The organism is Pedobacter sp. PF22-3, from assembly GCF_026239555.1.
Lineage (GTDB): Bacteria > Bacteroidota > Bacteroidia > Sphingobacteriales > Sphingobacteriaceae > Pedobacter.
Genome location: NZ_JAPIVP010000012.1, coordinates 111,155 through 131,177, shown reverse-complemented (window position 1 = coordinate 131,177; position 20,023 = coordinate 111,155). Strand labels below are relative to the sequence as shown.

Sequence of the window (20,023 nt, the reverse complement as noted above, 5' to 3'; positions counted from 1 at the left end):
TACAAAATATAAGGATAAAATTGCCATTTTAGGTCGGAAAAGACTTTTTTTTATAACTTTGAAGTCAAATCAACCATATAAAAAGGGCCATGTATAAAACATTACAACCTGTTCTCCAAAAGGAACTTGAAGAAATTGAAAACGCTGGATTATTTAAACGTGAACGGATCATCGTTACCCCTCAGGGGGCCGACATTAAAGTAAGCGGTGGTACTGAAGTGGTTAACTTTTGTGCAAATAATTATTTAGGGCTTTCTTCTCATCCAAAAGTGATAGAAGCAGCTAAAAAAGCAATCGACGATCATGGCTATGGAATGTCTTCGGTACGTTTTATCTGCGGTACACAAGATGTGCACAAGGAACTTGAAGCAAAGATCTCTAAATTTTTAGGTACGGAGGATACCATTTTATATGCTGCTGCTTTTGATGCAAACGGCGGCGTTTTTGAACCATTATTTAATGCAGAAGATGCTATTATTTCCGATGAGTTAAATCACGCATCCATTATAGATGGGGTTAGATTGTGTAAGGCACAGCGTTTTCGTTATAAAAATGCCGATATGGAAGATTTGGAGAAACAGTTAATTGCGGCCAAAGATTGCAGACACAGGATCATTGTTACCGATGGTGCTTTCTCTATGGACGGATCTGTGGCTCCCCTGGATAAGATTGCAGATTTAGCCGATAAATATGAAGCATTGATCATGATTGATGAGTCGCATTGTACTGGTTTTATCGGTAAAAACGGTCGCGGAACACATGAACATTTTAATGTGATGGACCGGATCGATATCATTACAGGTACTTTGGGTAAAGCTTTAGGCGGTGCGTCTGGTGGTTTTACTTCGGGTAAGAAAGAAATTATCGATATGTTACGCCAAAGGTCGCGTCCTTATCTGTTCTCTAATACTTTGGCGCCGGCAATTGCAGGTGCATCTATTGCGGTATTGGATATGTTGAGCGAAACTACATCATTAAGGGATAAATTAGAAAAAAATACCAAATATTTCCGCGAAAAAATGACGGAGGCAGGTTTTGACATTAAGCCTGGGTTCCATCCAATTGTTCCGGTAATGTTATACGATGCTAAAATTGCACAGCAATTCGCGGCTAAAATGTTGGAAGAAGGAATTTATGTAATCGGGTTCTTTTATCCGGTAGTACCTCAGGGCAAAGCCAGAATCCGCGTGCAATTATCTGCCGCGCACGAGCAACATCATTTAGATAAGGCAATAGCCGCATTTACTAAAGTAGGAAAAGAATTAGCGGTAATTTAAAACCTTATAATTTTATATAAACAACAAAAGCCGCTCAAAGCGGCTTTTGTTGTTTGGGTTCATTTTCTTTTATAATGGCATTGTAAACAGATTATTTGAACTCATTAGCCCTGAAATTATTGGATAATTTGCTGTATATTTGAAGCCATGTTACAGGACAAAATAACACAATATACAGAGAAAATTAATGCTTTCGTAACTGAAAAAGCAGACGAGTTAGAGCAATTCCGCATTAAGTATTTAGGAAGTAAAGGCATCATAAAAGAGATTTTCGACGAATTCAAATCTGTTTCTGTTGAAGAAAAAAGATCGTTGGGAAAGGTTTTAAACGAATTTAAACAACTTGCAGAATCAAAATACCTCACGCTAAAGGAGTCAACAGAAAGCACTGATACCAAAAGTGAAAATTCTCAATTGGATTTAACTTTGCCAGGCGAAGGTTTCGAAATTGGTTCACGCCATCCTTTAGCCTTGGTGCGTAGAGAAATTGTAGAGATTTTTGCCAAACTTGGTTTTACTGTAGCAGAAGGCCCTGAAATTGAAGACGATTGGCATAATTTCTCAGCCCTAAACTTCCCTGAAGAGCATCCTGCCAGAGATATGCAGGATACTTTCTTTATTAAAAAAGGTGGAGAGAAAGGCGATATTGCTTTACGTACGCATACTTCTTCCGTACAGGTGCGCATGATGGAGCAAGGCCAGCCACCGTTCAGGGCAATTATGCCAGGCCGTGTTTACCGTAACGAAGCTATTTCTGCCCGTGCACACTGTTTTTTCCATCAGGTGGAAGGTTTGTATGTTGATGAAAATGTGTCTTTTGCAGATTTAAAACAGACTTTGTTTTATTTCGTGCAGGAATTATATGGAGAAGGTACAAAAGTGCGTTTCCGTCCATCATATTTTCCTTTTACCGAACCATCTGCAGAGATGGATATTTCTTGTACCATTTGTAAAGGTGCCGGCTGCCAGCTTTGTAAATACAGCGGTTGGGTAGAAATTTTAGGCTGTGGTATGGTAGATCCAAATGTTTTGGAAAACTGTGATATAGATTCCAAAAAATACAGCGGTTTTGCATTCGGAATGGGGATAGAACGTATTGCCAATCTGAAATATGTAATTAAAGATTTGCGTTTGTTCTCTGAGAACGATGTACGTTTCTTAAAGCAATTTAAATCTGCTTTAATTTAATGATGAAATATCTATATAGTATATTGTTTGTACTCCTGATCGTTTCGGGTTGTGGTAAAGACCAGGGTTTTATTCCTGATGTACCGGTAAACTTTAATGTAACGATAACGGAGTTTAGCTTAAAGGCGGTAAACAATGTCTTAGTTGTTTCAAACAATGGAGTAGGCGGATTGCTCATTGTAAAAACACCACTTGGAGGATATGTTGCCTTCGATCGATGCAGCACTGTAAACCCGGAAAAGATTTGCAAGGTAGCACCTGATGATAGCGGTGTAACGGCTACCGACCCTTGTTCGGGCGCTAAATTTTCACTGCTTGATGGGAGTCCGCAAAAAGCACCTGCCGAAAGAAGCCTAAAAGCCTATAATATTTCTTTGCAAGGCAACACATTATTACACGTAAGCAATTAAAATGGAAGCTGAAAAAATAAAAGAAACAGTAAAAAAGGCTGCCAAAGAATTATTTAGAAAATACGGTTATCATAAAACCAGTGTAAATGAAATTGCAAAAAAGGCCCGCATAGCCAAAGCAACCATTTACAAATATTTTGAGAGTAAAGAGCAGGTTTTGGATAGTATTCTGATGGATTACCTGGATCAGAACCTTTATGAGATATTAAACAATAAAGTAAGTTACGCTTCAGAAGAAGAACACTTAAAAGCTTTGGTAATGAAAACAAGCCGCTTATCATTTACGGCATGTAATGAGTTTATCGGCTGGGATTTTGTGCGCGAAAATGCAAACTCACAAGAGTTTTTGAAACATTTATCAGATCAGCTGGAAGCTTTATTGTTAGCCGCTTATCTGCAATTGGATAACTTTAAAAATAATCCGGCAAGGAGAGAAGGATTGGCATTTTTGCTAAAAGCAAGTAAAAGTATTGTGTTTTCATTCGCATTTACTTCAGTTAGCGATTCTGATGTGCGTAAGAACTTTGTAAGTTTCCAGAAAGAAATACTGCCATTTTTGGTAAAAGCCGCACTATAAAAGAAGTCGTCATCTCGACCGGAGCATAGCGGAGTGGAGAGATCTATCGAGTTTAAATTTGGTTTGACACTTCGCTAAAGCGTAAACATATTTATTAGTAGAATGTCGGAACGAGACGCTACGACTAGAATTAGGCTCGGTTCAGGGTGATGACACCTGGAAATCGGTATTTATTTGTATATATCTGTGGTTGAAAATTCCACTTATTGATTATAATAATCTTTCATTTTAAATTTCTGCACCGTTCTTTTTACTTTTCCGTCAACCATTTTTTGAGTAATCACAGTAACAATATCAGCAATGCTCGAATCTTCAATTACCGATGAGTCTTCGTAGGGTGCGTTTTTAGCGTCAAATTTGTAGTTGATGGTTTTATCAAAACAACATCCGTCCTTTTGGTGGATTGATACCTGTTTTAATTTTTTATCTACATCAAACATCCCTAAGTTTTCACTGGCAAGTTTAGTAAGTTCACTGTTCGGTAGGAATTTGTTTTCTGCTGCTGCCAAATAAATATCGTAAGATGGACTCGAATAAGCACCTTTATTACCGTTTCTGATGGCAAGATCTTCCAGGCCGTCGAAATTAAAATCGCCGAAAATTAGAGGTGTTTGGTATTTGCCAAGTTCCAGCCATCCAAGTTTAGCATTTTGAGTTTCTGTTAAGCCGAAATCCAGGTTTTCAGAATGAAAAGTATCTATTTCCCTGCCTGTAACCTTGTCGTAAACAATAACTGTAGCTTTGCCACCACAGGCATTTCCTTCACATTTATCAACAAAAATTTTGGCCTTGTATTGGTCAGAACTGTTGTTTGCCAGAAACTTAAATTGAGCTTGCGAATTACTGAAAAGAAGCAAAATACCACAAAAGATGAACAAGCTTTTCATTAAATATTTTTTGGTAAAATTACGCCAATATCATTTACCAAAAAGTTAAAAAAGGTTAACGTTTTCTTTTCCTCGTTTTGATATAACTTTGTACTGCAGCTTTGGTGGTAAGCCAATCTCTGCCCTCTTTATAAGCATCTATTTTGCCTTGCCTGGCCAATAGACTCACATACTCTTGGCCATAAGGAACATCAGGTTCTGAAACGATATTTGATATGGGTTCGTAATCTCCATAATGGTTTCCGGGCAATGCATTGATATAAATATTTAATGAGCGCTCTAGAGCCTGCAGCATTAATAAACAAAGTTTATGGTAATTACCCTTGTTGGCTTGGTTAAGTGCTTCGTAGTATTTCTTTCTGTCGTTTTTAAGGATGATTGCAGGAGGGAAGCCATTTCGCATAAGTAGTAAATTCATGGCAAGCCTCACCGTACGCCCGTTCCCATCAAAAAAAGGATGGATCCAAACGAGTTTATGGTGGAAAATAGTAGACAATACCATATCATTTAACCCCAGTGGATTATCGTTAATAAACCTGATTAGCTGATCTAATAAATCAGAAACCTTATTAGCATTGGGTGGTGTAAAGTTTGCACCCACAATGCGTACACCACCATTTCTTAAACGGCCGGCATAATCATCTTCAATACTTCTGAGCACCAAGCCATGAAGCGATAAAATATCAATGCTTCTGAGTGTATAATTTTTATTCACTAAGGTGTACAGGTAATCAATGGCTTTTTCGTGGTTGTAGGCTTCGAAATGTTCTCTTAGCGATTTGCCTTTAACAGTCATGCCTTCTTGTAAAACCATTTGGGTTTCTTTCAGGCTTAAAGTGTTTCCTTCAATGCTGTTTGAGTTATACGTCCACTCCAGCGTGAGGTCTTCTTTAATACGGTGTAGGGCGCTACTAGGTAATGGCCTTGAAGTTTCTAATCTGGCCTTTTTTTCGTATAACCTTTCTGTTTGCGGTAATAGCTCTTCTAAATCGCCTAAATCAAAATCCCACATACCCAAAGATAGTAAATATCGGATGTTATTAAAAATAAATCTATCCGATATTAAAGTTTTTCTCCAAAAAAAAATGATAACGTTTATGTTATCATTTTAAAATGCTTTGAGCTAACTTATTCCCACTTAAATACTTTTACCGCTACTGCATAAATACCAATACCCCAGAGTAATAGAATCATGATCTGAAACTTAACATCCCAAAGGCCTAAACCTTCAAAAGCTACCTTGCGCATAGCATCATTTAAATAGGTAAGCGGTAATGCCCGGCTAATTGGTTGTAACCAACCTGGGAAAGCTTCGATAGAAAAGAATGTTCCCGATAATAAAAACTGTGGTAAAGTAACAATGTTCGAAATGGGTGGTACCATACTTTCGCTTTTGGCAATGCCAGAAATAATAAAGCCAAAGCCCATAAATACGATAATGCCCATTGTGGCCAGCATAAGCATGTTGACGACCGTGATTGCACCATGCACGAGTGTAAAGCCAAAAAAGAAATGTCCAATTAAAATGATAAATAAAGCGCCAATTAAGGCAAATCCTATACGGGCCATTCCTTCGCCTATTACAATGCTCGAACGCCTTACCGGAGTTGCGAAAAAACGCTTGATTACCAGGGTTTGGCGCAGACTTAGAAAAACGAATGCTGTTCCGAAAACGCCGGTGCTTAATAGCGAAAAACCCAATTGGCCAGGAAGGATGAAATCAATCGTTTTATACTCGCGGCCTGTAATGGTGCTTTCTTTAATTTCTGCAACGGTTGGTTTTAAGGTTTTATCGTAAAAGATATTGTTTAAAACTGATTTTAAAATCCCACCTTTATCTCTCGATGCCGAAGTATAAACCACATTAACCGAATAGGCGGCAGTATTTACTTTTCTGTGTACATCAATCATAGCATCAACATTGCCCTTTTCAAGTAATTTATCAAATTCGGCTTTTGATTTATTTTTTACCAGACGGATCATACCTGTTTTTTCGAGCATACCCATTACCGGGTTATTTACATCAGAACCTGGTGTTACCCCAACATCAATACGCGTTCCACCGCCACCCAGAAAGCCAAAAACGAGTATGAATATCAAGGGGAAAGCAAGGGTGAAAACTACTGCCGAAGGACTCCGCATAATAGACCGGAAACTTGCTTTGGCAAGGGCTAGGGTTGCTTTGGTATTGCTGTAGCTCCTAACCCCTGAAGGAGCGCTTATATTTTGGCCTGGTATATCTTTTTGCATATTGATTGTGCTAGATTCTATTTTGAACTATGTATTAAACTTCGATATTAAGTTCCCTCTTAACGGGAGTAGGTGGCTATTCACGCCATTCCTGACCTGTAAGATTAATGAATACATCTTCCAGATTGGCCTTTTTAACTTCTTTCTTACGCTCAAAACCGCTGTTTACTAATTTGTCTATTAAGTTATCAGGCGTATCCAAAGCGATAATTTGTCCGCGTTCTACAAAAGCAACGCGATCGCAAAGCTGTTCAGCCTCGTCCATGTAGTGTGTGGTAATTACAACCGTGGTACCTGCATCTCGGATTTCTGTAATCAGATCCCAAAGATTTCTGCGTGCCTGCGGATCTAAACCCGTTGTAGGCTCATCTAAAAAAATAATCTTTGGTTGGTTGATGAGCGTTGTCGCTATAGAGAAACGTTGTTTTTGCCCACCTGAAAGTGCTTTGTATTTAGCTTTGGCCTTATCCTGAAGATTTACTTTCTCCAGCATCTCCATGGGTTTAATGTTGGCACCGTATAAGCCGGCAAAAAGTTCAATCAGTTCGATCAGGTTTAGATTGGGGTAATAACCAGCGGCCTGTAGTTGCACGCCAATAATCTGTTTAATATCCTGTGGGTGTTTGTCAACAGAAAAACCATCAACAATAATTTCGCCTGATGTTTTGTCTCTCAACGTTTCGATAATTTCGAGGGTAGTGGTCTTTCCAGCACCATTAGGGCCAAGTAGACCAAAAATCTCATGCTCGTATACTTCAAAATTAAGCCCTTGAACGGCCACGAAATCATCATATTTTTTTACCAGATCTTTAACACTGATAATGGCTTTTTTTGTTTCCATGTTGCGAATGTAAGGAGCTTTAAATGAATAGAGAATGAATTTTTGAATACATAGCTGAAAATGTCGGTAAAATGATGTTTTAAGCAGGCGAAAATAGGTTATAAAAGAAATCTGCGGATCGGCAGCTTATTTTTGCCGCAAATCCGCAGATCTTATTATTGTATTTTGGCCTTTAACCTTTGGTCTTTAAGCTTTAGTCTTTCTATCTCAAACTTACCAAACCAGTTCACCTTTCATTACTTCAACGAAATCATCGAATAAGTAGCGTGAATCGTGTGGACCTGGAGAAGATTCCGGGTGATATTGAACCGAGAAAGCTTTTTTACCTTTTACACGGATTCCCTCAATTGATTTATCGTTTAAATTAATGTGTGTAATTTCTACTTTATCAGAGTTCCTAACCTCATCTGGAACTACGCCAAAGCCATGGTTCTGTGAAGTAACTTCGCAGTGGTTTTTGATAATGTTTTTAACAGGGTGGTTTAATCCACGGTGACCATTAAACATTTTCATGGTACCGATACCGTTAGCTTCGGCCAATAACTGGTGACCTAAGCAGATGCCGAACAAAGGCTTATCTTCTGCTAATATATCTTTGATCGTTTCTACCGCATAAGGCATTACCGACGGATCGCCAGGGCCATTTGAAATAAAGTAACCATCAGGGCTAAATTTTTCCATTTCGGCGAAAGTGGTTTTAGCGGGGAAAACCTGAACGTAGATATCGCGGTTTTCAAAGCTACGCAAAATGTTTTTCTTGATACCCAAGTCAAGGGCAGCCACTTTTAAGCTTGCCTCAGGGTTACCGTAAAAATATGGTTCGCTTGTACTTACTTTAGAAGAAAGTTCTAAACCTTCCATTGATGGTACTTCGGCCAACTTTTGTTTTAATTCATCCAGGTCGGTAATTTCAGAAGAAATAATTGCGTTCATAGCACCTTTATCTCTGATATGGCGAACCAAAGCACGTGTATCAATATCTGAAATAGCAACCAGGTTATCATTCTGGAAATAATCCTGAATAGATTCTGTTGCTTCTTTACGGCTATAAACGATATTATAATTTTTGCAGACTAAACCAGCAATTTTGATCGAGCCCGATTCGATCTCATCTTTGTGGATACCATAATTACCAATATGTGCATTCGTGGTAACCATTATCTGTCCAAAATAACTTGGATCTGTGAAAATTTCCTGGTAACCTGTCATCCCGGTATTAAAACAAATTTCGCCGGTAGTAGTGCCAATTTTTCCGGCCGCTTTGCCGTAAAAAACCGTGCCGTCGGCCAGTAATAAAATCGCAGGTAACTTGGTGTAGTTAGTCATGGTAATTACAATATGGATTTTGATTTAAAAAAGAGTTGAAAAAACAATGGCTTTCGGCATTAAAGCCGTATTTGCAGGGTGCAAAAAAAGATGAATATATCCCTTCCATTTCGGGGTACAAAGATAGCGTTTAAGATTTGTAATGTAAAGAGAAAAGTGAAATAAGGTTGGAGGTTGAGGGTATATGGTATAAGGTTGATTGGCCCTAAACCTTAAACCTTTTACCTTATGCCTTTTTAAAGAAAAAACAATACTTTTGACAACACAAAACAAAACCCATGTCGGTACATAAAGAAATCAAACGCATTACTACGCACATTTTACAGGAAATGAAACAACGTGGTGAAAAAATATCGATGTTAACTGCCTACGATTATTCGATGGCAACCATTCTAGATGATGCGGGATTAGACGTTTTATTGGTTGGTGATTCTGCTTCGAATGTAATGGCTGGTCATGAGACAACTTTGCCTATAACCCTTGATCAGATGATTTATCATGCTGCATCTGTAATCAGGGCCGTTAAACGTGCCTTTGTTGTAGTTGATTTACCTTTCGGCTCTTATCAGGGAAACTCGAAAGAAGCTTTGAACTCAGCGATAAGGATTATGAAAGAGTCAGGAGCCCACGGTGTTAAATTAGAGGGTGGCGAAGAAATTATTGAATCTGTTCAGCGGATTATTACGGCAGGAATCCCGGTAATGGGACACCTGGGTTTAACCCCACAGTCGATTTATAAATTTGGAACCTATACCGTTCGTGCAAAGGAAGAAGAAGAAGCAAATAAGTTAAAAACAGATGTTCTGGCTTTACAGGCTGCGGGTTGTTTTGCCATTGTATTGGAAAAAATTCCTGCTGCCCTGGGTAAAGAAGTTACAGAAAGCCTGCATATCCCCACTATTGGCATAGGTGCGGGTCCAGACTGTGATGGGCAGGTTTTGGTGGTAAATGATATGATTGGTTTAACCAAAGGATTTAAACCACGCTTTTTACGCCAGTATATCAACCTGTACGACGAAATTTTGGGTGCTGCGCAATCTTATATCCGTGATGTGAAAGGAAACGACTTCCCGAACGAGAAAGAACAATATTAAGTTTGGAGTTGGGCGCTTCGAGTTTGGAGTTATTTTAAGCGCAAATAAATTATCCAACTTTAAACAATTAAATAGCTAACCGATTAACAAATAAACTTTCGCATTACACGATTTGCATTACAAATGAACTAATGACGGATGAACCAATGAACTAACTGATGCCCATTACTGATAACGACATTCTTTTTGAAGATAATCATTTAATCGCTATTAATAAAAGAGCAGGTGATATTGTGCAGGTTGATGAAACCGGCGATGAGCCATTGGATGAACAGGTGAAAAAGTACATCGCTAAAAAATACAATAAACCAAATGGAGCTTTTTTAGGGGTAGTACACCGTTTAGATCGCCCGGTGAGTGGTGTAATTTTGTTTGCTAAAACCAGTAAGGCTTTAGAACGAATGAATGCTGTATTTAAAAACCGTGAAGTAAAGAAAACCTATTGGGCAGTGGTAAAGAATAAACCCGAAAAGGAATCGGCTACTTTGATCCACTGGTTGGTTAAGAATCCACAGAAGAATGTGGTATCTTATTATAACACAGAAGTTACTGGTAGCCAGCGGGCCGAGCTTTCTTATAAAGTAAAAGCCAAAGTTGGCGATTATTACCTGTTGGAGGTAGATCCTTTAACGGGGCGTTCGCACCAGATCAGGGTGCAGTTATCCTCAATGGGCTGTCCGATTATGGGCGATAACAAATACGGTTATCCCCGGGGAAGCAGAAAGGGAAGTATTTGCCTGCATGCCCGTCGTTTACAGTTTATGCACCCCGTAAAAAAGGAACCTGTAAATATATTCGCCAAATTACCCGTTGATGGTTTTTGGGAAAGGTTTGAGGATTTATAACCTCAATTCGATTAATTATTTTTTCATAATCATTATTTTTTTAGTCGCTTAGCGATGTATGGTCGCCATGCTGAATTTATTTTATTAGTAATTTTCATTGTTTTAAAGGCCTAATAGCTACTTCGTGGTCAGCATGTTTCTTGCAAAGTAGACCCTGAAATGAATTCAGGGTGACGGCTCTTATTTAAAAATCTCCATAGTGCATCTTGGAAGATAGGTTATTAATCGAATTCAGGTTTACAGAAGAATGCTATTAATATTAATTGAGTATTAAGGATTTGGCACAATATTTAGTCTTCTATCGGTTAAAAACTAAATCCATCATGAAAAAAATCTTCTTATCAATCGCTTTAACAGGCCTGTTGGCCTCTACACTAGTTTCTTGCGATAGTACCAAAAAAACGGAAACAACCAAAGATTCCAGCAAAATTGCCGTAAACAGTGATACCGTTACCAAAGTTACCACGACCACCACTGAAACCATTAAAACAGAAGTTCCGACTTTCTCAAATGAAGAAGTAAATAAAGGCCTTGCCGAGTACAGCAAATTAAAAGACGAATACGTTGCAGCTGTAAAAAGTAAAAATGCTAAGGAAATTAAGGCCATCAGCGATAAATATACTACCTGGGCAAACCAGGCAACAGGATGGGCTTCCAAGCTAAAACCTGATGAAATTCAAAAGTATTCTGATTATGTACTTAAATTAACTAAAGAGTGGAGTGCTGCAGCTAAGGATGCTGTAGGTAAATAGTGAATATGTGCTAAGAAAGGTCGTGATTTCGATCCGATAGCTATCGGATGAAGCGCAGCGAAATGGAGAAATCTTTAAACTATGTGAAAGATTTCTCCACTACGGAAATGACGAATTCTGGTATGAAATGAAGAAGTATTATTTACACTCAATTTTTTCAAAAGTCATTGATCCATCAAACTTTAGTTGGCTCAGGTTTTTAAACTTGCTTTCTCCATTTACTTCCTGTACATCACCAAATCCTTCTACAAGCTGATTGCCCTTTTTCATAAATGCTACTTCTCTTACTGACGTTTTGCCTTCAGATTGAAAAGTGTAGTTGGCGATTAGTGTGTCGCCTTTAATAATCCCGGCTATGGTGCCTGCATTTTTATCTTTTTCATATAAATTATAGCCCAATGTACCTGTTAACTTATTATCAATTGTTTTTAAGGTTAAGGTTGCTGTATCGCGGTTTTTAATATATTGGTAACATTGAACAGAATCTGGTGTGCTTTGTGCGTTGCTTACAATAGTAGAGTCTATTTTGGCCTGTGTCTTTTTTGCCGTTCCACCCTGGCAAGATGCCATAAATAAGGTGATGGCTCCTAGAATTGGGATGATGTTTTTCATTGTAATATCTTTTTGATGATCAGATTGATCTTAATAGCAAGCAAAGCCCCTGCCAAAAATTATAATTCTACTTCAATTTTCACACCAGTATAGGCTGCCTTTTCATATGGATAAATGAATTTCCAGAATTTCGTTTACAGATATTTCAAGATAAAAATCTTGCTTACAGTGGCTCAGATCTTGCTGTCAGCCTAACTTTCATTTGCGAAAAATAAGGAAATATTGGTTCCCTTGTGTTCTTCAGATTCGATGTTAACATCTATTTTATGAAATCGGGCAATACTTTGCACAATGGCTAGCCCCAAGCCAAAGCCATTTTCTTCAGAATTTCCTCTTTTAAAACGATCGAAAGCATTTTCAACCAATGCGGCGCTCATGCCCGCTCCGGTATCGCTGATGGTGAGGATATATTTTTCGTTCTCGGTTTTATCGGTTATGGAAATAGTTCCGTGATCAACATTATATTTAATTGCATTGTTGATGATGTTAATCAAAAGCGTATGTATCAGTGCTTTGTTTCCTATAAAATGAAAGTCTTTTGAAAGCTGGGCGCTATAACTAATGTTTTTATCCGCTATCCGATCTTCCAGATCCTCGTATATATCATCAATTTCCTGTTTGAGGCTAATTTCTTCTGTTTTTAGATACTGATTGTTTTCGACTTTTGAAATGAGCAACAAACTATTTATAATCAACTTTAAGCGGTTTAGGGTTTTTAATGAGGCATAGATCTTATTTTCATGCTCAACAGGAATGTCTGGTGTATTGAGCATATTTTCAAATCGTGTACTTAAAATCGAAATAGGGGTAAGTAGCTCATGCGAAACGTTAGCAATAAACTGCTTTTCTAAAGCGAAAAGCGTATTTATCTTACGCATTAACGAGTTTATGCTATTATCAAGAATTTTAAAATCACTGGTGCTGGTGGGGATGTTCTGGTAATTATAATGAGTGGGATCATCAACCAGGTTAATCTTTTTATCAATAATGCGGTAAAATGGTCTCAGTAAAAAATTAGAGAAGGTGTAATCGGCCACGAGGGTAATGAACAATGCAGCAACGAGTACAATCAGCATATAAAAACGGATCGAATTTTTAATAGACTGAAGCGTTGTCATGGTTTCTCCGATCTCCAGGTTGTACCAATTTTTATGATAAGAGAATTTATAGTTTAAAATGCGATATACTTCAATATCACCCTCAATCTCCCTTTTTTCAGTAAATACCTTTGCAGTAGAATCTTTTTGATTGTCGGGAAGGACTGTTAATACAATAAATTCTTCTTTTAGAATATTATAGTCGGTAAAAGATTGTTCTTTATTTAAAAGGCTATCGATCTCATTATCATCTAAATGTTTGATGATTTTGTTCTTCTTTTTAATCAAACGGTTATCCAGCTGGTTATGAGCCAATCTATCTAATGAAAACAGGATGATGGCGCCCAATACCAGTATGATGGCCACTTTGGTTACTGCATTATATAAAGAAAACTTAACCTGTAACTTCATTTAGATAGATGAGGGTTTATTTATCGTTGGGTTAATTGTTTAAATCGGTTAATTGACGCTAAGCGCCAAACGCCCAACCCTAAACGCACTAGCAGTTAATCCTATAACCTATGCTTCTTACGGTTTCAAACCAATCTATTGGTGTAACTCCCGCGAGTTTTTTTCGAAGGTTTTTAACATGTACGTCCACAAAGTTTGAATCAGAATTCACTTCTAAAATATCTCCCCAAACGTGCTCCGTTAAACTCATTCTTGATACTACGCGGTTTTTATTCAGTACCAGGTAGTTAAATATCTCGAACTCCTTTTTGGTCAGGTTTAATCTTTCATCTTCAAAAGAAACAGTTCTGTTCTGGATATTGAGTAAGAAATTGTGAACATTTACCTCATTTTTCTCTAGTTTATGTTTTCTACGCGTAATCGCATGCATTCGCGCTAAAAGTTCGTTTAGCGAAAATGGCTTTGGTAAATAATCATCTGCACCCTCGTCAAGACCTTTAATCCGGTCATCAACAGCGCTACGTGCAGTTAAAATGATTACAGCATCATCACGGTCTTTCATGGCCTTCAGCTGCTTCAAAACATCGAAACCATCGCCATCAGGCAAGCCCAGGTCTAGTAAAATGAAATCGTAATTATTTACAAATATCTTTTCTTCAGCAGAAGATTTTTTCCATGCATGCTCTACAATAAATCCTTCTTTACTCAAGAATTCATCCATTTCAAGCGCCAGGCTTTTCTCATCTTCAACAATTAATACATTCATTTCAGCTAACAGTTATTAGTTTTATCTTTCAGCATTTTAAGCTATGCCTTATGCTTTTACCCTGCAACTAAGTTAATATTTTTTAAGATGGTCTTACAAGCTTCTTTAATTTCTTCTTTTGTAATAATTAGCGGAGGGGCTATCCGCATAGAATTGCTGCAATGTAAAAACCAGTCAGACAATACTCCATCTAAAATACAGGCATCTATAATTTTTTTATTGTTCTCGAAATTATCGAATTCAACAGCAAGCATTAACCCTTTGCCCCTGATTTCTTTAATTGCCGGATGTTTTAAAAGCTGTTTAAACAACTGGCCTTTTTCTTCTACTTCTTCAACAATATGATCATCAACCAGGGTGCGTAAAGTCGCCAATCCGGCTGCGCAGCAAACCGGGTGACCTCCAAAAGTAGTCATGTGGCCTAAGATTGGCGTATGCGACAATACTGACATGATTTCTAGAGAACTAATAAAAGCACCTATTGGCATTCCGCCACCAATTCCCTTTGCCAAAAGCAATACATCAGGTACAACCTCGTAATGTTCAAAAGCAAACATTTTACCACTGCGGCCAAAACCCGATTGTATTTCGTCGAAAATTAATAAAGTTCCGGTTTCGTTACATTTCGCTCTTAAAGCCTGCATATAACTTAAATCGGCAACCCTAATTCCAGCTTCACCTTGTATAGGCTCAATAAAAACAGCAGCAATGTCTGAATTGATTTTTTGCAGATCAGCCAGGTTGTTATGCTCAATAAAACTCACATGGGGCAAGAAAGGGCCATAACCAACAGAATAAAAATCACTTTCCATTAAACTTTCTGCACCCTGTGTGCTGCCATGATAAGCATTTTTGCAGGCTATAAATCCTTTACGGCCAGTATACCGTTTGGCCAGTTTCATGGCGCCTTCTACAGCTTCCGTTCCAGAGTTTAAAAAGTAGGTACAACTTAAGCTTTCGGGTAAAATTTCTGCGAGGGCCTTGGCAAAATTCACCTGTGGTGTTTGAACATATTCGCCATAAACCATCAAGTGCATATAGGTTTCTGCCTGATCTTGAATGGCTTTCACTACTGCAGGATGGCAATGGCCAACATTGCTTACACCGATACCGGCAATAAGATCAATGTGTTTTTTATCCTGTGCATCGTAAATGTAGATTCCTTTTGCCCTTACAAATTCGAGCATAAGTGGTTCAGGGGAGGTTTGTGCATTGTGTTGTAAAAACAACTGACGTTGGGTAAGCATAGCACAAAAGTACGGAAATGAAAGAGTGCTTTAAAACAAAAAAGACTTACATTGCTGTAAGTCTTTTTTGTTATGGTTTTTGACCGCCTTTAAACCTATTGAGTAGCTCTCGTTTGAAACCCTCTTGCGCCCGATAAAATTTACCTACAACTTTTATGGGCAGAGAAGATTTAAGCTTGTTGTAATATTTTTTATCAAGATTAAGATCTTTTTGCTTGAACTCAAATTCGCTGGTAATTAAACTTTGCACCTGTGCATCACTTAGATTATCGATTTCAGTCGTTTTTCTGAAAGAGATCATCTTCTGCCTGCGTTCATTACGCAGTGCATTTTGTTCTGCCTGCATGTCGTTATAAATTGGCCAGAAAATCTTAGCCTCTTCTGGCGATAAATCTAGTTTTTGAGTGAAAAAGGCTATTTTAAGCGATTCTATTTCTTCTCCCCTTGGTCTTTGTGCCAATAGGGTAGAGGGTAATAAAAACATCAAAGCAACAAAAAGTAAATTCTTCATTTTTATATTAATTATTTAGCTCCTGAGCCAAATCACTTGAAGAGAAATTGCTCAAAATGTAATTTTCCATTTCCGTATCTGACGCGGAAGTTGTTTTTATATTAGATGAGGTCGTGTTTTGTGTTTCTAAATGATCTATGATGGTATTTTCGTCAATATCATACAATAATTGTTCGTTTACTATGGCCTCCGCAGATGGTGATGGCTGACCAACAGAAACCGATCCGTTTTGGTAAAAATAAATGCCAAATGAGGCCATTAACAAAAAGCAAGCTGCACTTACGTATTTAACGATGTTTCTTCTCCACAAAGGAATAATTTTAGCCTCCCTTTTAGGTTCCAAAACCGCAATTCTTTGCGTAATTCTACTTTGTAATGTGTCGAAGTAATTTTCGGGTACTGTAAAAGCCTTTTCTGCTTTAGGAATTTCAGATAGGGTAATGCGGGTTTGTATGCGTTCCGCTAAATTTTCAAAATAATGCTGCGGAACCTCAAAATTATTGTTACTTGTTTTCTGTTTCAATCCATCAAGGAATACAGCAGAAAAAATGGCCTCATCACTATTTTCGAAATATCCATCAGGAACGGAGAAAGGATTACGTTTCTCCAGAGCCGCAAGTGCAGGAGCCTCGTTCATCCAATCGTTATTTTCTATATTTTCGTTCATCACAGATATATGATACAATTAAAGTGAAAAGGTTTAATAGTCAACCTCATCATTTGTAATAAAAGCTTCAATTTTTTTTGCGGCAATATGAAAGGATGCTTTTAACGCACCAACTGAGGTTCCCAACACCTCCGAAATCTCTTCATATTTCATATCATCAAAATATTTCATATTGAAGATAATCCGTTGTTTCTCCGGTAACGTTAGGATTGCTTTTTGCAGTTTAAGCTCAAGCTTATCGCCATTAAAATAGGATGATGCCACCAGATTATCGGCGAGTTCGGATGATACCTCGTCTAAAGGTGTATTGTTACGCTGCTTTTGTTTATTTAAGAAAGTGATCGCTTCGTTGGTTGCGATACGGTAAATCCAGGTGTAAAGCTGGGAATCACTTCTAAATTTATCGAGATTTTTCCAGACCTTAACAAATACTTCCTGCAAAAGATCATCGCAGTCATCATGATTTAAAACCAGCCTGCGGATATGCCAGTATATTTTTTGCTGGTATTTTTTTAGTAACAGGTTAAAGGCTTCATTGCGCGTATGCTCAACAGCAAACATGGCAAGAATTTCTGAATCTTCAACTTGTTTCATTCTATTGTATAAGATTTGAGATGTGAGTATTGAGATATGAGATTTGATGTTTCAAACCTCATATCTTATGTCTCAAATCTATTTTTTTCTGCCAATTACTTTTTGAACAGCTTCAACAATGTTTACGGCATCTAAACCATATTTAGACATTAATTGATCTGGTGTTCCGCTTTCGCCAAAAGTATCGTTAGTGGCTACAAACTCTTGTGGAGTTGGCAATTCAGTTGTTAATAAACGTGCCACGCTCTCGCCCAATCCACCAAATTTGTTATGCTCTTCACAAGTAACTACGCATCCGGTTTTCTTAACAGATGTTAAGATGGCTTCATCATCCAAAGGTTTAATGGTATGGATGTTAATAATCTCGGCATCTATACCCAGTTCGGCTAATTTCTCACCAGCCTCAATCGCTTTCCAAACCATGTGTCCTGTAGCAATAATGGTCACATCGGTTCCTTCATTCACCATCCAGGCTTTACCAATCTCAAATTTTTGATCCGGATCTGTAAACACTGGGATTACCGGACGGCCAAAACGTAAATAAACCGGACCTTCGTACTCGGCAATGGCCATCGTTGCGGCTTTAGTCTGGTTATAATCGCAAGGATTGATCACCACCATTCCTGGCAACATTTTCATTAAACCGATATCTTCTAAGATCTGGTGTGTCGCACCATCTTCGCCTAATGTTAATCCGGCGTGAGATGCACAGATTTTAACGTTTTTATTAGAATAAGCTACCGATTGACGGATCTGATCGTAAACACGGCCAGTAGAGAAGTTGGCAAAAGTACCTGTAAAAGGAATTTTACCGCCAATTGTCATACCTGCTGCAATACCGATCATGTTCGCTTCTGCAATACCAACCTGAGTAAAACGCTCCGGAAAATCTTTAATAAAAGCATCCATTTTAAGCGATCCAACTAAATCGGCACATAAGGCAACCACATTCTCGTTTTTCTTTCCAGCCTCATGTAAGCCAGCTCCAAAACCCGAACGTGTATCTTTTTTTTCTGTATATGTATATTTTTTCATTTTGTTTTAGATATGAGATATGAGATTTTAGATGTGAGATCAGGCGACCACTCGTCTCAAATCTCATATCTATTGCCTCAAAATCAATTTATAATCTGGGTTTTATATTCCTTAGGAGATTTTAGATGTGAGATTAGCGACGAAATGCCTCAAGTCTCATATCTAATGTCTCAAAATCTACATTAATAGTCCCCTAAAGTTTCTGGTAATTGCGCTAATGCAGCGGCTAATTGCTCATCATTTGGTGCCGTGCCGTGCCATTTGTGTGAACCCGTCATGTAATCTACACCAGCACCCATTTGTGTGCTCATTAAATTTAAGATCGGTTTACCTTTTCCGGTTAAGGTTTTAGCATAATGTAAACCTTCAACTATGGCTTGCATGTCATTACCATCAGTATTGATTACGTGCCATCCGAAAGCTTCAAATTTAGCTTGTAAATCATCTAGAGCAAGCACTTTACTGGTCGGACCATCAATCTGCTGTCCGTTATAATCAACTGATGCAATTAAATGGTCAACTTTATTAAATGGGGCAAACATAGCTGCTTCCCAGTTTTGTCCTTCCTGTAATTCTCCGTCACCTAAAAGCGCAAAAATATAAGATTTATCGCCATTTAACTTTTTAGCCAATGCAGCACCAATAGCCACTGATAAACCTTGACCTAATGAGCCTGAAGCAATACGGATGCCTGGTAAATGTTCGTGTGTTGTAGGGTGCCCCTGCAATCTTGAATCCAGTTTACGGAAAGTTGCCAGTTCGCTTTTGTCGAAATAACCGGCATGAGCCAAAGTACTGTACCAAACCGGAGAAATATGACCGTTCGAAAGGAAAAATAAATCTTCGCCTGCACCTTCCATCGTGAAGTCTGTTTTGTGGTTCAGCACTTCAAAGTATAGTGCAGTAAAAAAATCTGCGCATCCAAGCGAAGCGCCAGGGTGACCAGATTGACATCCGTGAACCATTCTTACGATATCTCTACGGATTTGAGAGGCAATATCTTCTAGCTCTTTAATTGTATGTTTCATTAAAATAAGAGGTTGTTGTATAGCAAAGTTAATATTTTACCTGCTATATCATAATTAGTTATTGATTAAATTGAGTACTTGTTGTGTTGAATTTTTGGTGTCAACTTTTTTGATGATATGGATAATTTTTCCATCGCCATCAATGATAAAGGTGGTGCGAACCGTGCCCATATATTTTTTACCGTACATATTTTTTTCTGCCCAAACGCCATAATCATTTACGATTTTCTGGTCCGTATCAGCCAGTAGGGTAAATGGTAAGTTATGTTTGGTTACAAATTTTTGGTGCGATTTTTCATCATCTACGCTAACGCCTAAAACGACAATACCTTTGGCTTGTAAACCCTGATAGTTGTCTCTGAAATCACAGGCTTCCGCGGTGCAGCCCGGGGTATCGTCTTTTGGGTAAAAATAAAGTACAACTGTTTTGCCTTTATAATCACTTAACGAAACCTCGTTTCCATTTTGATCTTTTGATGTAATTGCAGGTGCCTGATCACCTTCTTTTAATTCTGCCATATATAAAATGATTGAATTTTTATGTCCTTGGATCTATTAATTAATGCTGCAAAGTAAACAGTTTAAATTACTATCCTGTTCGCAGGAAT

Annotated in this window: 22 protein-coding genes; 7 read left to right on the top strand and 15 right to left on the bottom strand. The window is 38.0% G+C overall.

Annotated features, from left to right (window positions below; all coding sequences use genetic code 11):
- Nucleotides 1-89 precede the first annotated feature (89 nt).
- The 4 genes from kbl (at nt 90) to OQX63_RS16065 (ending at nt 3,452) form a co-directional block, all read left to right on the top strand.
- Nucleotides 90-1,277: a glycine C-acetyltransferase gene (gene kbl, locus OQX63_RS16080; RefSeq protein ID WP_265851842.1), complete on the top strand. Its 1,188-nt coding sequence runs from the start codon at nt 90-92 to the stop codon at nt 1,275-1,277.
- A 147-nt stretch (nt 1,278-1,424) separates the two neighbouring features.
- Nucleotides 1,425-2,465: a phenylalanine--tRNA ligase subunit alpha gene (gene pheS / locus OQX63_RS16075; RefSeq protein ID WP_265851841.1), complete on the top strand. Its 1,041-nt coding sequence runs from the start codon at nt 1,425-1,427 to the stop codon at nt 2,463-2,465.
- The gene (locus tag OQX63_RS16070; RefSeq protein WP_265851840.1) at nt 2,465-2,875 is read left to right on the top strand and encodes a hypothetical protein; all 411 of its coding nucleotides are present in this window, start codon (nt 2,465-2,467) and stop codon (nt 2,873-2,875) included. Before pheS ends, OQX63_RS16070 begins: the two co-directional genes overlap by 1 nt.
- Before the next feature lies 1 nt (nt 2,876).
- Nucleotides 2,877-3,452 (top strand): TetR/AcrR family transcriptional regulator, encoded by a 576-nt coding sequence (locus OQX63_RS16065; protein ID WP_090501759.1) that lies wholly within the window; start codon nt 2,877-2,879, stop codon nt 3,450-3,452.
- 203 nt (nt 3,453-3,655) lie between these two features.
- Here OQX63_RS16065 and OQX63_RS16060 read toward each other — a convergent pair whose 3' ends face one another.
- The 5 genes from OQX63_RS16060 to carA all read right to left on the bottom strand — a co-directional run bounded on the left by OQX63_RS16060 (nt 3,656) and on the right by carA (nt 8,756).
- Nucleotides 3,656-4,339 carry an XAC2610-related protein gene (locus tag OQX63_RS16060; RefSeq protein ID WP_265851839.1) on the bottom strand — a complete coding sequence of 228 codons (684 nt, stop codon included), beginning with the start codon at nt 4,337-4,339 and terminating at the stop codon, nt 3,656-3,658.
- A gap of 55 nt (nt 4,340-4,394) precedes the next feature.
- The gene (locus tag OQX63_RS16055) at nt 4,395-5,351 is read right to left on the bottom strand and encodes a Fic family protein (RefSeq protein WP_265851838.1); all 957 of its coding nucleotides are present in this window, start codon (nt 5,349-5,351) and stop codon (nt 4,395-4,397) included.
- A gap of 116 nt (nt 5,352-5,467) precedes the next feature.
- The gene (locus tag OQX63_RS16050) at nt 5,468-6,589 is read right to left on the bottom strand and encodes an ABC transporter permease (RefSeq protein WP_265851837.1); all 1,122 of its coding nucleotides are present in this window, start codon (nt 6,587-6,589) and stop codon (nt 5,468-5,470) included.
- Between the two features lie 76 nt (nt 6,590-6,665).
- Entirely contained in the window at nt 6,666-7,430 is a 765-nt protein-coding gene (locus OQX63_RS16045; RefSeq protein WP_265851836.1) for an ABC transporter ATP-binding protein, read from the bottom strand.
- A 213-nt stretch (nt 7,431-7,643) separates the two neighbouring features.
- On the bottom strand, nt 7,644-8,756 hold the full coding sequence (gene carA, locus OQX63_RS16040) for a glutamine-hydrolyzing carbamoyl-phosphate synthase small subunit (protein ID WP_265851835.1): 1,113 nt from the start codon (nt 8,754-8,756) through the stop codon (nt 7,644-7,646).
- Between the two features lie 278 nt (nt 8,757-9,034).
- Between carA and panB the strand changes: the two genes are divergently transcribed.
- The 3 genes from panB to OQX63_RS16025 all read left to right on the top strand — a co-directional run bounded on the left by panB (nt 9,035) and on the right by OQX63_RS16025 (nt 11,447).
- On the top strand, nt 9,035-9,850 hold the full coding sequence (panB, locus tag OQX63_RS16035; RefSeq protein WP_090501772.1) for a 3-methyl-2-oxobutanoate hydroxymethyltransferase: 816 nt from the start codon (nt 9,035-9,037) through the stop codon (nt 9,848-9,850).
- Nucleotides 9,851-10,008: 158 nt separating this feature from the next.
- Nucleotides 10,009-10,695, top strand: a complete 687-nt coding sequence (locus tag OQX63_RS16030; RefSeq protein WP_090501775.1) for an RluA family pseudouridine synthase — start codon at nt 10,009-10,011, stop codon at nt 10,693-10,695.
- Between the two features lie 323 nt (nt 10,696-11,018).
- A complete protein-coding gene (locus OQX63_RS16025; RefSeq protein WP_265851834.1) occupies nt 11,019-11,447 on the top strand; it encodes a hypothetical protein in 429 nt (142 codons plus the stop codon).
- 138 nt (nt 11,448-11,585) lie between these two features.
- Here OQX63_RS16025 and OQX63_RS16020 read toward each other — a convergent pair whose 3' ends face one another.
- The 10 genes from OQX63_RS16020 to bcp all read right to left on the bottom strand — a co-directional run bounded on the left by OQX63_RS16020 (nt 11,586) and on the right by bcp (nt 19,934).
- Nucleotides 11,586-12,059 (bottom strand): hypothetical protein, encoded by a 474-nt coding sequence (locus OQX63_RS16020; RefSeq protein ID WP_265851833.1) that lies wholly within the window; start codon nt 12,057-12,059, stop codon nt 11,586-11,588.
- Between the two features lie 191 nt (nt 12,060-12,250).
- Nucleotides 12,251-13,567 (bottom strand): sensor histidine kinase, encoded by a 1,317-nt coding sequence (locus OQX63_RS16015; protein WP_265851832.1) that lies wholly within the window; start codon nt 13,565-13,567, stop codon nt 12,251-12,253.
- Between the two features lie 88 nt (nt 13,568-13,655).
- Nucleotides 13,656-14,333, bottom strand: coding sequence for a response regulator transcription factor (locus tag OQX63_RS16010; RefSeq protein WP_265851831.1), 678 nt, complete (start codon nt 14,331-14,333; stop codon nt 13,656-13,658).
- 56 nt (nt 14,334-14,389) lie between these two features.
- Nucleotides 14,390-15,580 carry an aspartate aminotransferase family protein gene (locus OQX63_RS16005; protein ID WP_265851830.1) on the bottom strand — a complete coding sequence of 397 codons (1,191 nt, stop codon included), beginning with the start codon at nt 15,578-15,580 and terminating at the stop codon, nt 14,390-14,392.
- A 70-nt stretch (nt 15,581-15,650) separates the two neighbouring features.
- Nucleotides 15,651-16,091, bottom strand: coding sequence for a hypothetical protein (locus OQX63_RS16000; protein ID WP_265851829.1), 441 nt, complete (start codon nt 16,089-16,091; stop codon nt 15,651-15,653).
- Between the two features lie 7 nt (nt 16,092-16,098).
- Nucleotides 16,099-16,758 carry a hypothetical protein gene (locus OQX63_RS15995; RefSeq protein ID WP_265851828.1) on the bottom strand — a complete coding sequence of 220 codons (660 nt, stop codon included), beginning with the start codon at nt 16,756-16,758 and terminating at the stop codon, nt 16,099-16,101.
- 33 nt (nt 16,759-16,791) lie between these two features.
- Nucleotides 16,792-17,352 (bottom strand): RNA polymerase sigma factor, encoded by a 561-nt coding sequence (locus OQX63_RS15990; RefSeq protein ID WP_265851827.1) that lies wholly within the window; start codon nt 17,350-17,352, stop codon nt 16,792-16,794.
- Between the two features lie 78 nt (nt 17,353-17,430).
- On the bottom strand, nt 17,431-18,387 hold the full coding sequence (locus tag OQX63_RS15985) for a transketolase family protein (protein WP_265851826.1): 957 nt from the start codon (nt 18,385-18,387) through the stop codon (nt 17,431-17,433).
- Nucleotides 18,388-18,569: 182 nt separating this feature from the next.
- The gene (locus OQX63_RS15980) at nt 18,570-19,415 is read right to left on the bottom strand and encodes a transketolase (RefSeq protein ID WP_265851825.1); all 846 of its coding nucleotides are present in this window, start codon (nt 19,413-19,415) and stop codon (nt 18,570-18,572) included.
- Between the two features lie 54 nt (nt 19,416-19,469).
- On the bottom strand, nt 19,470-19,934 hold the full coding sequence (gene bcp / locus OQX63_RS15975) for a thioredoxin-dependent thiol peroxidase (protein ID WP_265851824.1): 465 nt from the start codon (nt 19,932-19,934) through the stop codon (nt 19,470-19,472).
- Between the last annotated feature and the right edge of the window lie 89 nt (nt 19,935-20,023).